13 protein-coding genes are annotated in these 13,756 nt (G+C 61.8%); 12 read left to right on the plus strand and 1 reads right to left on the minus strand.

Features of this window, described 5'->3' with window-relative positions; genetic code table 11:
• Positions 1–82: 82 nt before the first annotated feature.
• The 11 genes from ACFOM8_RS16815 to ACFOM8_RS16865 all read left to right on the plus strand — a co-directional run bounded on the left by ACFOM8_RS16815 (position 83) and on the right by ACFOM8_RS16865 (position 12,695).
• The gene (locus tag ACFOM8_RS16815; protein ID WP_167624009.1) at positions 83–1,471 is read left to right on the plus strand and encodes an efflux transporter outer membrane subunit; all 1,389 of its coding nucleotides are present in this window, start codon (positions 83–85) and stop codon (positions 1,469–1,471) included.
• 338 nt (positions 1,472–1,809) lie between these two features.
• A complete protein-coding gene (locus ACFOM8_RS16820) occupies positions 1,810–2,448 on the plus strand; it encodes a hypothetical protein (protein WP_377763241.1) in 639 nt (212 codons plus the stop codon).
• 440 nt (positions 2,449–2,888) lie between these two features.
• On the plus strand, positions 2,889–3,317 hold the full coding sequence (locus ACFOM8_RS16825; protein ID WP_377763242.1) for a MarR family winged helix-turn-helix transcriptional regulator: 429 nt from the start codon (positions 2,889–2,891) through the stop codon (positions 3,315–3,317).
• Complete coding sequence (locus tag ACFOM8_RS16830) at positions 3,314–4,948, plus strand: MFS transporter (RefSeq protein WP_136651379.1); 1,635 nt, start codon at positions 3,314–3,316, stop codon at positions 4,946–4,948. The genes ACFOM8_RS16825 and ACFOM8_RS16830 overlap by 4 nt, the downstream gene beginning before the upstream one ends.
• A complete protein-coding gene (locus ACFOM8_RS16835) occupies positions 4,945–5,988 on the plus strand; it encodes an HlyD family secretion protein (protein ID WP_136651378.1) in 1,044 nt (347 codons plus the stop codon). The genes ACFOM8_RS16830 and ACFOM8_RS16835 overlap by 4 nt, the downstream gene beginning before the upstream one ends.
• A gap of 41 nt (positions 5,989–6,029) precedes the next feature.
• Positions 6,030–6,602 (plus strand): HdeD family acid-resistance protein, encoded by a 573-nt coding sequence (locus tag ACFOM8_RS16840; protein WP_136651377.1) that lies wholly within the window; start codon positions 6,030–6,032, stop codon positions 6,600–6,602.
• Between the two features lie 222 nt (positions 6,603–6,824).
• Positions 6,825–7,916 carry an alpha/beta hydrolase gene (locus ACFOM8_RS16845; RefSeq protein WP_377763245.1) on the plus strand — a complete coding sequence of 364 codons (1,092 nt, stop codon included), beginning with the start codon at positions 6,825–6,827 and terminating at the stop codon, positions 7,914–7,916.
• Between the two features lies 1 nt (position 7,917).
• Entirely contained in the window at positions 7,918–8,880 is a 963-nt protein-coding gene (locus ACFOM8_RS16850) for an Lnb N-terminal periplasmic domain-containing protein (protein WP_377763246.1), read from the plus strand.
• Positions 8,881–9,227: 347 nt separating this feature from the next.
• Positions 9,228–10,190: an HlyD family secretion protein gene (locus tag ACFOM8_RS16855; protein WP_377763248.1), complete on the plus strand. Its 963-nt coding sequence runs from the start codon at positions 9,228–9,230 to the stop codon at positions 10,188–10,190.
• A gap of 96 nt (positions 10,191–10,286) precedes the next feature.
• Positions 10,287–11,354 (plus strand): FUSC family protein, encoded by a 1,068-nt coding sequence (locus ACFOM8_RS16860; protein ID WP_377763249.1) that lies wholly within the window; start codon positions 10,287–10,289, stop codon positions 11,352–11,354.
• Between the two features lie 369 nt (positions 11,355–11,723).
• Positions 11,724–12,695 carry a DUF481 domain-containing protein gene (locus tag ACFOM8_RS16865; RefSeq protein WP_377763250.1) on the plus strand — a complete coding sequence of 324 codons (972 nt, stop codon included), beginning with the start codon at positions 11,724–11,726 and terminating at the stop codon, positions 12,693–12,695.
• A gap of 73 nt (positions 12,696–12,768) precedes the next feature.
• On the opposite strand, the gene ACFOM8_RS16870 is transcribed toward ACFOM8_RS16865, so the two are convergent.
• A complete protein-coding gene (locus ACFOM8_RS16870; protein ID WP_167624263.1) occupies positions 12,769–12,948 on the minus strand; it encodes an AI-2E family transporter in 180 nt (59 codons plus the stop codon).
• Between the two features lie 246 nt (positions 12,949–13,194).
• Here ACFOM8_RS16870 and ACFOM8_RS16875 point away from each other — a divergent pair.
• Positions 13,195–13,756, plus strand: a 562-nt coding sequence (locus ACFOM8_RS16875) for a recombinase family protein (RefSeq protein WP_377763252.1), incomplete at its 3' end; no start/stop codon positions are given.

Genomic DNA, 13,756 nt, shown 5'->3' on the forward strand with positions numbered 1-13,756 from the left:
CGGTCTTTTGCGGGCAGGGGCCTTGATCCCGCCCGTCTTCATTCGTGACGGCCATCTTTGGCTATGCAGAAAGTTCGATTCAATGTCGAAATCCCTTACCTTCTCGCGCCGCGCCCTTCTGGGATCCGTGGGTGCCACGCTGGCGCTGTCCGCCTGTGGCCAGCTGCCGTCCCAGCAGGCCTTTGAAGCGGACCTGCCGGAACGCTTTGCAGCCGACTCGCCTGCCCGACGCGCCGGTGCCCATGCCTGGTGGGCCGCGTTCCAGGACAGCAATCTGGACAGTCTTGTCGCCGCCGGGCTGGCGCGCAATCTCGATGTCCTGACCGCCCTGTCGGTCATCCGAGAAGCGCAGGCCAATGCCCGGCTGGTTGGCGCGAACGACCTGCCACAAGTCGCCGCGCAGGCCGCAGCCTCGCGCGGGGATACCGACGGCAATGGGCCGATCATCGACCAAAGCTCGGGCACGCTTGGCGTTTCGTGGCTGATCGACCTTTTCGGTGCCAACCGTGCGGCGCGGCGCGGGGCCGGCGCTCGCCTTGATGCGGCCTACCTGTCGGCCGAGGTCGCGCGCCTGACCGTGGCCAGTGCCATCGCCCAGGCCTATGTCGATGCGCGATACTTCCAGCAGGCGACCAGCCTGACCCGCCAAAGCCTGGAAAGCCGCCGCCGCACGCTGGAAATGACCCGCCAACAGGATGTGCTGGGAAGCGTATCGCGGATCGAAGTATTGCAGGCCGAGCAGCTTGTCACCCAGGCCGAAGCCGCCCTGCCTACATTGGAACTGGGCTTTGATCAGTCTGTCAATCGCCTGGCCACGCTTACGGCAACGCCCAGCACCGACATTGCCGCCCGGACCCGCCGCGGCGGCAGACAGCCCCGCGCGCGGTATCGTGCCAGTGTCGGGGTGCCGGCCGATGTGGTCCGTGCCCGTCCCGATGTCCGCGTGGCCGAACGCCAGCTTGCCGCGGCAGTTGCCGATGTCGGACAGGCCAAGGCGGCCTTCTATCCGCAACTGACGCTGAGCGGCACGGTGACCCCCGTCGATCTGGGCCGGGCCGGCAGCCTCAAGACCTGGAGCTTCGGGCCGCAGCTTTCCGTCCCGCTGTTCAACGCCGCCAACCAGGCCAACCTCTCGGCCGCCGAGGCGCGGGCCGAACAGGCGCGGCTTGCCTGGCTCGCCTCGGTCCTGAACGCCGTCGAAGAGGTCGAGAACGCCTTGGCGGGATACAACCGCGACGCACGCGCCGTGGATGCGCAATCCCGCCTTGTCGCCAATGCCTCCGAAGCGGTGGATCTGACCCGGACCGCCTATGAGTTGGGCGATGCCGCGTTCTTCCCGGTGCTGGATGCGGAACGGACCCTTTTGGAAGCCCGCCAACAGCTTGCCAACGCCGTGCGGCAGCAGGCGCTGAACTTCATTGCGCTCAGCGTGGCGGCCTCAGGCGGGGTTGGTATCGCAAACGGTTCGTAATCCTTCGCCAAATCGGAGATATTCCCGTTCCCTGTGCTCGGAGCGGTGGCCGGACACTCCGGCTGTAGCCCGGCAGGGAGTCCTGGGAAGGGGCGAACTGGGCTGCGATGTTCACGGTGGTGAGGTAAGAAACGGCCGGCTATTTTTCGTGCTGTTTTGGGTGATTTTCCTCACCACCAGGAACGTCCCAGTGCCGTGCGCCAGTAAGCCCTAAGCATCATCGCACGGAGTGTCGCATCGACAGGCAGTGTCAGAACATGACCTTCGCCCGGTGCATAAAGGAAAGTTTTATCATGTCACATGGAAGGCCTGTCCGGCCCGCCCGTACCCTTTCGCTTATGCTAGGCATCACCCTGGCCGGCCTAGGCATCGATCTGCTGATGCACGATGCCGTGTCGGAGATCTTCAAGGAAGGCCACTCGGTTGAGGCTATGTCAGTCGTCATCCTTATCGCTGCCGCCGCTTTCTGGTGGAACGGCCATCGGAACCTGACCGGAAGTGAATGGCACGTGCCCGTCATCCTGATCCTGATGGCGCTCCGCGAACTCGACGTCGACAAGCGCGTCACCTCAGAAGGCGTGCTGCAGCTCCGGCTTTATACTGGCTCCTCGCCGTTGTGGGAAAAAGCCTTGGGCCTTGCAGTGGTCTTGCTGATCCTCGTCTGCGCCTGGAGGCTTGCACGCATCAGCCTACCTCGCTGCTGGCGCGGATTGCTGCGAGGGGCGAACTGGGCTTGGCTCGTGGCCACTGGCGCGGCTCTGATCGCGATTGCCAAGGCAATGGATGGTCTCGACCGCAAGCTTGCGCCTTGGGGCATCGCGGTGGATCCAGTCACGGCCATGAGGGCAGGCCGGATCGAGGAGGTCTTGGAACTTGTAGCCTATATCATGCTGGCACAGGCAGGGGTTTATGTGGCGCAAATGGTAGAAGTGCCCCAAACAATGCCACATGTCAGTCCGACTTGGAGGCCACGGTAACGAAAACCGAACGCCCGGTGCGAGATATTCACCTATCTCCTGTTTTGGATCCTGTACGGGTGCAGGCAGACGCTGAACGATCTTGGTGAAGTTTTGGTGACGTCTACAGTCTGTGATGGAAACTGTTCAGTTCCGGCACTGGGCGGATCGGTTCCAGAGGAATCGATCAGGCTCTGGCTTGGGGGCAAGAGTGCGCCCTGCTCTGCAGGGAGCCGACCTGCTTTCCGAAGATTATCGCCATCACGCCGGTGATCAGTCGACGTCGAAAATTGCGTTGCCAGGATTTGCTCGTGCGACCGAACCTTGGCGTGCCGTCACCGGGATGCTGTCTCGCGCTTCAACCCGTACCCGCAGGCGAACCAGACGGTTCCCCCTTGCAAGTATTTACTATGCTTGCTAGATAGCGCGCTATCTAATTATCGTGATAAAAGTTCTTCCTGATGACCGACAGCACCCCCCTCGTTCTGACCTTGTTCCGGCTTCTGAAAGAGTTGCGGCGCAATTACGACGACGAGGTGCGCGAGTTGGGCCTCTCCTTCTCACGCGCCCGGGTTCTGTCGGTCCTGATGCGTCAAGATGGCGCTACCCAGGCCGAGCTTGCCGCTGCACTGGATATGGCCGCACCCAGCCTGAAACGCCAACTGGACCTGCTTGAAGCCGAAGGGCTCATCGAGCGGCGCGGCCTTGGCAGCGACGCCCGCAAGCGGGCGCTGTTCCTGACCCCGCGCGCCAAGGCGCTTCCCCTTAACCGATACATGGACCGGATCCGTGACCAACTCCTTGAAGGGATCAGCCCCGAGGAGCAGGCGCAGCTTCACAGCGTGTTGGAGCGGCTGGCCGACAACGCTGCACGGATGAACGACAAATGAGCGCAGCCGAGGATCGGACCTCGGCTGTTCCGCCGGCGCAGCCGCCTGCCAAGCCCCTTGCTCTCGTATTGGGCTATATGCTCGCAGGCGTGGTGCTGGCCATGGCGCAGGGACTGGGACAGGGTTTTGTTTCGGCCAACGTCCAGCAGTTCGCCGGCGATCTGGGCATCTCGGCCACGGATGCAAGCTGGCTGATGGCCGCCTATCTGATCCCGCGCTCATCGCTGCCGCTGATGCTGATCAAGATTCGCACCCAATTCGGCCTGCGCCGCTTCGCCGAGGTGGGCATCGTCTGCTATGTCGTCGTGGCCTTTGGTTCGGTCTGGATCGAGGATATGCGTTCGGCCGTGGTGATGCAGTTCCTGGCCGGAGTCACCTCGGCCCCGCTTTCAACGCTAGCCTTCCTTTATTTTCTCGAACCGCTGCCGCCCGCATGGAAGATGCGCCTTGGCCTGCCGCTGGCGCTGAGCCTGATGATGCTCGGACCCTCATTGGCGCGGGTCATCTCGCCGTCGCTGATCGGTGATGGCGGTCTTTTGCGGATCCATCTGCTGGTCCTGGGCCTCGCCCTGATCTCGTTGATGCTGGTCTATCGGCTGCGGCTGACGCCCGTGCCCCATGAGAAGGTCATCAAGCCAATGGATCTGGTCAGCTTCGCGCTGATCAGCTTTGGCTTTGGCGGCATTACCGTGGGCGCCATCATGGGACCGATTCACTGGTGGACGGCCACGCCCTGGATCGGCGTCCTGCTGGCAGCCTCGGTCGCGGCCTTGGCGGCGGCAGTGGTTATCGAGCTTCACCGCAAGGCGCCGCTGCTGGACATCCGCTGGCTGGCAACCCCGGCCATGCTGCACCTGACCGGGACGCTGCTGCTGTTCCGGCTGCTCTTGTCGGAACAAAGCGCCGGCGCACCGCGCATGTTTCAGGTGCTGGGGGTAGCGCCCGAACAGATGACCGGGCTTTTTGCAGTAATCTGCTTGGCCAGTATGTTCGGGGGCCTGGCCTGTGTCGCCTGGATCAAGCCCGGACGCGAGCCGCAGTTCCATTTCGTTGCGCTGATGCTGATCGCCGCGGGCGCCTGGATGGATTCGCAATCCACGCTGGACACGCGGCCGGAACAGATGCTCGTCAGCCAGGCGATGATCGGCTTTGCCGGGATGCTGTTCATGCCGCCCGCGATGATGGCGGGGTTGATGGCGGCCTTGAAGAAGGGACCGAACTACCTTCTGTCCTTCGTGATCGTGTTCCTTTCCACCCAGAGCATTGGCGGGGTGATCGGCGGCGGGATCTTCACCACGCTGGTCAACTGGCGGCAGGCCTTCCATCTGCAGGCTCTTAACGAACAGATCACCACAGCGGCTCCCTTGCTGGCAGCCGAAATCGCGCAGCGTATGGCTGCACTGGCTCCGCAGATCGCCGATGCGGCATCGCAGCGCGCCCAAGCTGTCGCGCAGATTGCACAAGAAGCATCGAGGCAGGCCTTCGTGATGGCCTACAACGACCTTTATTTCCTTATCTTCCTGATTGCGTCCGCAGGGCTGTTCTTTCTCGTCCTCCATGTGACGCGCGACTGGATGGCCGCCCGTGCGACCTCCTCCCCTTCCTCCTCTGATGCCGGGCCCCAGACATGAACAAGACCCATATCCTTCCCACCACCATCGCCATGGCCATCGGCATTTCCGGCGTTCTGCTGGTGCTTTTTGCCTGGCACCTGCCGCCATTCCGTTCTGCGGAACCGACGACCGAGAATGCCTATATCCGGGGCCGCGTCACCTCAATCGCGCCACAACTGTCCGGTTATGTGAGCGAGGTCTATGTCCACGACTTCCAGGAGGTGAAGCAGGGCGATCCCATCGCCCGGATCGACGACCGCATCTATCGCCAGAAGCTCGCACAGGCCCAGGCCGGTCTGGAAACCGCGCGTGCTGCACTGGCCGTAAGCGAGCAGAATGTCCGTTCGGCCGAAGCCGTCCGACGCGCGAACGAAGCAGCCTTGGCATCCGCCCGCGCGGGCCTTGCCCTGGCGGAGGCCGACGACCGCCGCGCCGAGGAGTTGTCGTCACGCGGCGTGTCAAGCGACACGGCCCGCGAACAGGCGCAACTCGCCCGCCAGCAAGCCGCCGCCGCTGTTCAGCAGGCCGAGGCGCAGTTGGAGATCCAGGTCCAGAACATCGAAAGCGCCCGCACCGAGGTGGACGCCCGCCACGCCGATATCGCCAGCGCCGAGGCGACGGTGGAACTGGCGCATCTTGATCTTGCCAATACCGAACTTCACGCACCCGAGGCGGGACGGCTGGGTCAGGTCTCTGCCCGGCTGGGGCAATATGTAACGGCCGGCACGGCCTTGGTTCCGCTTATCGGGCAGGAGGTCTGGATCGTCGCCAACTTCCCCGAAACCGGAATGCATGGAATGCGGCTTGGACAGCGGGTGGATTTCACCGTCGATGCGCTGCAGGGCCGCCATTTCAACGGCAAGGTCGAGGCATTCTCGCCCGCGACAGCCTCCGAGTTCAGCCTGCTGGCGGGATCAAATACAACCGGGAACTTCACCAAGATCGTGCAGCGCCTGCCGGTGCGCATCTCGATCGATCCGAGGCAGGAGATGAGCGAATATCTGGCGCCCGGCCTTTCGGTCACCGTGACGGTCGACACAAAGGCGAGTCAGTCGTGAGGGCTGACAAGGGAAATGGTCGAAACGGAAAGGACGAAAGCATGCACGATACAAATGGCAAGGCCACCGGCGGTCTGAGCGAAGCCCTCGCTCAAGCGAGACAGAACTGGGGATGGCTGGTCGCGCTTGGAGTGGCGCTGCTGGTTGCCGGCGGGTTTGCGGTGGCACAGGCGGTTCTGTTCACTATGGCCTCGATGATAATGATCGGGGCACTGATGATCGTCGGTGCGCTTACGCATATCATCGCGGCATTTCGAGGTCAGGGCTGGAAGCATTTCCTGCTCTGGCTTGCGGGTGGGACTCTTTACCTGGTTGCTGGCTTGGCGACGATTGCCAATCCGCTATTGGCCTCCAGCTTCCTGACGTTGCTGATCGGGGCATCCCTTCTGGCAAGCGGCATCGTAAGAATCTGGATGGGAATCAAGGCGCGCCCGGATCGGGGATGGGGATGGCTGCTTGGAGGAGGCATCGTTACCCTTCTGCTCGGACTTGTCATCGCGACCGGCTGGCCCGTCAACAGCCTCTGGCTGATCGGCCTCTTCCTGGGCATCGAACTGGTGATGCAGGGCTGGTCCTATATCGCGCTCGGTATTGCGCTACGCGCCAGAGCCTAAGCGGCGGTTGGCAGGGACAGGGTCGGGTTTGCACTGGACGGCTGCCCTGCTTCTGCCCGGTGCAAACCCGACCAGGCAGCGAGGTTCTCGAACCAATCATCCGCCGGCTGCAGGTTATGCTCGGGACACTCCCCAACTCTCTGTTGCCGCCGCAGAAACTTGCCCCAATACCTACCTGCTTGGCGCCGCACACTGCCACTTCCTCCCAGCTACGAGACCAGAATGATCAGACCTTCGCTTCTTCTTTTCTGCTGCGCCTTGGCCGGCTGTGCAGCGCGACCGGACGCGCGCACCATCTGGCCCGTTGCCGCATCAGCGCCCCATGGTAAAACCGAGCAGATATTCGTGGCGACCACTCGGAACACGGCACAACTTCCGGCAGATGGCTTCACGAGCCTGCGCTCCCCGCAACCCCATTTCGCCGAGTTCACCGTCTCCATTCCGCCTAACCACGTTTCCGGCGAGATCGAATGGCCGAAGGGCCAGACAAACCCAAAAACCGACTTCGCAGTCGCATCCCATACGCGCCTTGATGAGGAGGCCTTCATCCATCGCGTGAATGCTGCGAGCGAGAACGGCACGGGCGTTTTCGTCCATGGCTATAACTACAACTTCCCCGAAGCCCTGTTCCGCACGGCGCAGATGGCGGCCGATGCTCAGATCTCCGAAGCGCCGGTGCTTTTCTCCTGGCCATCGAGTGCATCGCTGCTGGGCTACGCCAGCGACCGGGAGTCGGTGACCTATTCCCGCGATGCCCTGGCCGAACTTCTGACGGGGCTTGGCGAGACCTCTGGTGGGAAGCCTGTGACGGTCTTTGGCCATTCCATGGGCGGCTGGCTCGTGGTGGAGACTTTGCGCCAGATGAGAATTGCCGGAAAGGATGAGGCGTTGTCCCATCTGGAGGTCGTGCTGGCGGCCCCCGATATCGATGTGGATGTGTTCCGCCAACAGCTGGCTGTCATCGGAAAAATGGAAATCCCGATGGTTGTCATGGTTTCGCCGGACGATCGTGCGCTTGGATTGTCTGCGATCGCAGGACAGCGCACGCGCGTGGGCGCACTGGATATCACTGATCCTGCCGTCCAGGCCGCGGCACAGCAGAACAACGTGGTCTTGATCGACATATCGGCTGTCGATGCCAGCAGCCGCCTCAATCACGACAGATACATTCAGCTGGCATCGGCTTTCCCTACACTGGGCAGGGAGATGCGGCAGGGGAGCACATTCACCGAGGCCGGTGCCCTTGTCCTGAGCTCGACCGGACAAATCCTTTCGGCACCTTTGCGGGTCGTTGACGCGGCCTTGGGACAATAGAATGCAGCGCAAGATCGGCGCCGCGCTTCTCGGCATCGCCCTCACCTTGTTTCTGGCCTGGACCCTTGCGGCGTTCTTGTTCCAGTTCGAACGTTTCGCCCTGATCGCCTGTATTGGCGCCGTCGCCCTGACCGGCATGCTTGGCGTTCTTGCCAGACGTAACTTGCGACACGGCTGGATGGCGTTCATCCTCTGCCTGGCTACTGCGACGCTCTGGTGGTCCCGCATCCCCCCGCAGCAGGATCTGGCTTGGGCGCCAGATATTGCCCGAGGCGTGACCGCGGAGTTCCAGGGCGATACCGTTATCGTGCATAACATCCGGGATTTCATCTGGGAGGATGAAAACACCGCGACAGAGCAGTGGAAGTCCGAAACCTACTCTTTGAACGCGATAACCTCCGTCGATCTTCTGACATCGGTCTGGTCAAGCCCGGCAATCGCCCATGTGCTGATCAGTTTCGGATTTTCCGATGGTCGGCATCTTGCCTTTTCCGCCGAGATCCGTCGGGAGGCTGACGAGGAGTTTTCCTCGATCGGTGGGTTCTTCAAGACGTTCGAGCTGGTCCTGATCGCAGCGGAGGAGCGTGATATCGTGAAGCTGCGCACGAACTTCCGGGGTGAGGACGTTTCCCTGTTCCCGTTGCGGCTCAAGCCCGAACAGGCAAGGCTTCTGCTGGTGACGTATCTGGAACGAGGCAACCAGCTTGCCGCCGAACCGGAGTTCTACAACACCATCACGGCAAACTGCACGACCGTTATCTTTCGTCTGGCACGGCTCGTCGATCCAGGTCTTCCTTTCGACTGGAGGGTTCTGGCATCAGGGTATCTCCCCGCCTATCTGTTCGATCTTGGTGCCATCGACACGACGAAGCCTCTCGACGAGACCCTTGAAGATGCGCGGATTACATCCCGTGCAGTTCTGCTGAGCCCGTCCGACAACTATTCCACCGGCATTCGGAGATAAGCAGGCTCAGGCCCTCGGTCACGGGTGGTCCCGATCCAGCTTTTTCGGCCAAACCATTGCTCACCCAGACAACGTTGCGCCATCAGCATGACGTGCAGCACTCAAGAGGCCAAGGAGGGCGGAGGCGCAAGGCGATGCCTTCTCGGAACCCGGTCGTCGGGCAGAGGGCCGCCCAAGCATGAACCCTGGGTTGAACAAAACCAAGACCGGTCCCGTTCGGTGTCCGCAACCTCAATACCAATACCAAGTCAGGTCAGCCCATGCCGTCTTCTCCGCCGCCCCTTCCCTCGCCTGCCGAACCCGCGACCGTACCACCCACGGAACCGCGCCGCCGGAGCCCGGCTGTCGTGGTGCTGCTTGTCGTACTGATGCTGATCGGCGGCATCCTCTACTGGACCGTCGCTTCAGATCACCATGCGCCCGGCTCGTCACGCGGCATTGTATCGGCCAACGTGGCGCAGATCTCGCCGCGTGTGTCGGGCCGCGTCATCGCTGTCGAAACGGAGGACAATGCAATCCTTGAGGCCGGAGCGGTGCTCTTCAGGATTGATCCCCGACCTTTCGAGATTGCAGTGGAGACGGCACGCGCCAGTCTCGCGCAGGCTGTTCAGGGCGTCGCTGCCTCCTCCGCGCAGCTTGAAGCAGTCCAGGCACAGGTCGCGCAGGCGCGGGTGGCCGCCGAAGACGCGCGCGCCACAGCTACACGCACTGCGTCGCTTTTTGAGCGTGGCATCACCACTGCTGCAGCGCGGGATCAAGCGCAGGCAGCCCTCGACACGGCAGAGGCTGCTCTGGCCGCCGCAGAAGCCAATGCCGAGGGCGCGCGCCAGCAACTTGGCTCCTCGGATGCCAGCAATCCCCAGATCCGCAGCGCCGAACTGGCCTTGGAGCAGGCGGAGTATGACCTTCTGGGCACCACGGTGGTTGCCCCCTCCCGGGGAGTGGTGACCAATCTGCACATGACTGCCGGGCAGTTCATCAATGCGGGTGCGGCCGGTATCACATTCATCAACTCCGACGCGGTCTGGATCACCGCTGACCTGCGCGAGAACCAGCTCGTCAACGTGGTCTCCGGGGATCGCGTGACGATGACCTTCGACGCCGTGCCGGGGCGAGTGTTCGACGGGCACGTCGAATCCATCGCCTGGGGCATCAACCCGGGGCGCTCCGAGGCGGGCGGCCTGCCAGTCAACACGCCAGCCTCGCAGTGGTTTGAGCCTGCCCGCAAGATGCCCGTCCGTATCGTGCTTGACGGCGGCATGGAGGCTTGGCCACGGGGGCGCGGCTGGGAGGCAAGGTCGGCATCCTGATCCATCCTGAGGGCGGCAGTCACTGGGTGACGGGCGTTGCGGCCTTCTTCCAGCGGCTTGGTAGCCACATCAGCGCCTTCTACTGAGGAGGGTGCGATGTATGTCCCCCCGCGCCCTCGACGTGAGGATGATCCCTGGTTCGCCCTTCGCCTGGGGCTTTGCGTGGTGGCGAGCTTCGCTGCCATGGCCTGGCTCAACCCGGCGCTCGGCACCATGGTCGCCGTTCTGCCCTTCGGCCTGCTCGCCGGCCAACGCAAGGCGTTCAGCTTCAGGATCATCGCTGCTCCCATCATGTTCGGGCTGGTGATCTGGGTCATGGCCGCTCTGGTGGCAGTGGTGCGGCCCACTCCGGCATTGCTCATGCTGGTCATGTTGCTGCTGTTCTTCGTGGCCTTCTACCTGACCCGCCGCACCGGCAGCGGCGTCGGCATGCTGATCCTCGTGGCCGCCATGATGATGTCGATCGCCGGCATGAAGACGCCGGCATTGCTCAACGTCTTCCGCGACGGCCTCCTGCTCGGCTGCGGGGTGGCCCTGGTGATCAACCCGCTCCTCTATCTTGTCGTCCCTTCAGCGACACGCGAGGTTCACGTGGACGCGCCGCGACCGGCCGCAGGTCACCACGGGGCAGGATCATTGATCAGGGCCTTGGTCGTCTTCGGGCTTTGCTTTTGGTTTTATGCCGTGTTGCCCCCATCAGACATCATCCTGGCAATCTCGGCCATTTTCCCGCTCATCTTCCCGACCCGCCAAGAAGCCTTTGCGGAGGCGGTCGAGCGGAGCCTGGCGACGTTCTATGGCGCCGGAGCGGCCGTTGCAGTCCTTATGGTTATGACCGTCTCGGGAAGCTTTGCACTTCTGCTCTGCCTTGTATTCGTGGTCACCTTTCTGTTCGGAGAGAGGATGATCAACGGCCCTCGATCGGCCTCGGTCTACCAGTTCGCGACCTCCGTCGCGATCGGCGTCGTGGCAACAGTGCTGACCTCGGGCTCGCCGAGCACAGCCGTGATCGGGCGTATTGTGCTGACGCTCCTCGGCTCGCTTGGAGCCGCGCTTCTTATTGCGCTGCTGGATCGTGTGTTCCTTGCGCCCATCCAAGACCCCGACGACCACAGCCCGCATCCTGCCATTCAACGCTGGAAATGGGGCAAGGAGCTGATGTGACAGCCAAGGTGAGCTGGATTCAGGTGCCTCTGCTCACTGGTTCAGAAGTCTTCAGCAAAGAAAGATGAACCGGCGGTGAACTCGGGAGTGCGTAAAGAACTGGCTCCCACAGGTCGTTCCGCGCCTTCACCAAGAGGCCATCCTTGCCTCTTCGCCGTTTGGACCATCCCGATCACAGGAGCAAAGAGCCAAAGACGTGGATCGGCTGAGTATCGCCGATCGTTTCCATTACCTTGCCTCATGCTGTTGTTCTTATCTGACATTCCAAAGTAAAATTCTCTTAGCACATGTTGTGCTCGCAACTGCTTTGGCAGTGGTGGGTTATGGCGGTGCGGAACACAATCGGGGATTTTTCTGTCTCCGATTTGCATGAGTGAAAAGATGAACAATAAAAACATACTGCTGAGCAGCGCTGCTATCTTCGCCACCCTGGTAACAACGGCCTTTGCCCAAACCGAGATTGCGGCAGGTGCTGACGCCACCGGCATCAGCGCGATCAACGACCGCATCATCGACGTCGAGGATGCCGTCGTGGACGATTTCGACCGTGACAACGACGATGCACGCTTTGGCAACCCGGATCGTCGCGAAGGCCTGTTCGGCTCCTTGGCCCTGACCTATGCCGGCAGCACCGGAAACTCCGAGAGCCAGGACTTCTCGCTGGCCGGCCGTCTGTCGAACAACGCCGGCCCCTGGCAGCAGTCGATCGGCATGCTGCTCGAATTCGGCGAGGATGAAGACGGCGACAAGGACAAGGAAGAGGTGTCGACCATCTATGATGGTGCCTACTACTTCAACGATCGCCTCTATGCCTTCGTTCTGGGCCGCTTCAGCATCGACGGCCTGGCCAATGGCGATCGCCTTGGCGAAGATGATCCGGAAGATGTTCGTGAGGATCTGAGCGACTTTGCCCGGGACGGCTTCATCGGCGTGGGTCCGGGCTATCGTGTGATCAACACCGAGCAGACCGCATGGCGCGTTCAGGCCGGTGTCGGTTATCGCTACACCCAGACGGGTGCCCAGAAAGCGGGCTTCGACTTGGTCCGCAATGACGCAGGCGGCTATGACCGCGTCGACGTGAATGACTCCTCGGACAGCGGCGTCGGCTACATCGTCTCGTCGCGCCTGTACCACCGCTTCAACGACACGGTGTTCATCACCAACGATACAGACTACCTGTCGTCGGAAGACTCGGATGACGTGATCACCAACCAGTTCGGCGTGAACTTCCAGATGTCCGAGCAGTTGGCGACCCGTGTCAGCTACACCACCGAATACCAGGAGAACCGTGACATCCGCACGGACAACACCCTGGGCGTGTCGGTCGTCTACGGCTTCTGATTTCCCTCAATCAGATGTCTCTCTGGGAAAGGCGATCGAAAGATCGCCTTTCTTGGTTAAAGGACGCTCCCTGTCAGCTCTGCTCCTCCACAAACAGCAGCCATACCGCCACGAACAGGGCTGCAATCAAAGGGCCGATGACAAAGCCGTTCATCCCGAACAGGGCCAGTCCTCCAACCGTCGAGACCAGGATCAGATAATCCGGCAGGCGCAGGTCCTTGCCAACCAGCTGCGGCCGCAGCAGGTTATCGATGGTACTTTTGGCCTCTCAGCGCCGTGTAGTGGAAGAACTCCATCGCCTGGCTGGAACATGCGAAGATGCTTCATTGTCTTCAGTCATGAACGAAGTAAAGAAAAGGGAGGTTTACTTGCCATTGGGTCCAGGTCGTGGCGTAGGTTGCAGAACCTGCCATTTCTGAGTAAATCTACTCGGTAAGAAAAACTAAGTAAGTTTATCTCCCATTATGACGACTTTCTTTACAAAACTTGGCCCTCGGCCATGAAGATCGGCTACGCGCGGGTCTCCACCATCGAACAGAACCTCGATCTCCAAAGGGATGCGCTGTTGGCGGCGGGCTGCGAGAGGGTCATTGCCGATACAGCCTCCGGGGCGGTGGCTTCCCGGCCCGGTCTTGAAAAGGTCAAAGAGCAGCTGCGTGCCGGTGACACCCTGGTGGTCTGGCGGCTCGACCGCCTCGGCCGGTCGCTGCGCGACCTCATCGGCTGGATGACCTGGCTTGAAGAGCAGAAAGTTGGATTGCTGAGCCTGCAAGAGTCGATCGACACCAACACCACTTCCGGCAAGCTCACCTTCCACCTGTTCGGCGCCTTGGCGGAGTTCGAACGAAACTTGATCCGCGAGCGCACCCAAGCCGGTCTAACGGCGGCACGTGCCCGCGGCCGGAAAGGCGGGCGTCCTCAGGTGCTCGACAAGGACAAGCGCGACCTTGCCGTCCGGCTTTATCAGGATGCGTATTCCACCGTATCCGACCGCTTATTCCAGCAACATCCGACCAGCTGTTCCACGATCATCCGACCGGTCGGCGGTAGCGGTCTGAGGC

Origin of the sequence: Paracoccus angustae, from assembly GCF_042648745.1 — a bacterium.
GTDB lineage: Bacteria > Pseudomonadota > Alphaproteobacteria > Rhodobacterales > Rhodobacteraceae > Paracoccus > Paracoccus angustae.

Coding starts and splice junctions, on each gene's coding strand:
- ACFOM8_RS16815 (WP_167624009.1), top strand. CDS start 83: ATGTCGAAATCCCTTACCTTCTCGCGCCGCGCCCTTCTGGGATCCGTG.
- ACFOM8_RS16820 (WP_377763241.1), top strand. CDS start 1,810: ATGCTAGGCATCACCCTGGCCGGCCTAGGCATCGATCTGCTGATGCAC.
- ACFOM8_RS16825 (WP_377763242.1), top strand. CDS start 2,889: ATGACCGACAGCACCCCCCTCGTTCTGACCTTGTTCCGGCTTCTGAAA.
- ACFOM8_RS16830 (WP_136651379.1), top strand. CDS start 3,314: ATGAGCGCAGCCGAGGATCGGACCTCGGCTGTTCCGCCGGCGCAGCCG.
- ACFOM8_RS16835 (WP_136651378.1), top strand. CDS start 4,945: ATGAACAAGACCCATATCCTTCCCACCACCATCGCCATGGCCATCGGC.
- ACFOM8_RS16840 (WP_136651377.1), top strand. CDS start 6,030: ATGCACGATACAAATGGCAAGGCCACCGGCGGTCTGAGCGAAGCCCTC.
- ACFOM8_RS16845 (WP_377763245.1), top strand. CDS start 6,825: ATGATCAGACCTTCGCTTCTTCTTTTCTGCTGCGCCTTGGCCGGCTGT.
- ACFOM8_RS16850 (WP_377763246.1), top strand. CDS start 7,918: ATGCAGCGCAAGATCGGCGCCGCGCTTCTCGGCATCGCCCTCACCTTG.
- ACFOM8_RS16860 (WP_377763249.1), top strand. CDS start 10,287: ATGTATGTCCCCCCGCGCCCTCGACGTGAGGATGATCCCTGGTTCGCC.
- ACFOM8_RS16865 (WP_377763250.1), top strand. CDS start 11,724: ATGAGTGAAAAGATGAACAATAAAAACATACTGCTGAGCAGCGCTGCT.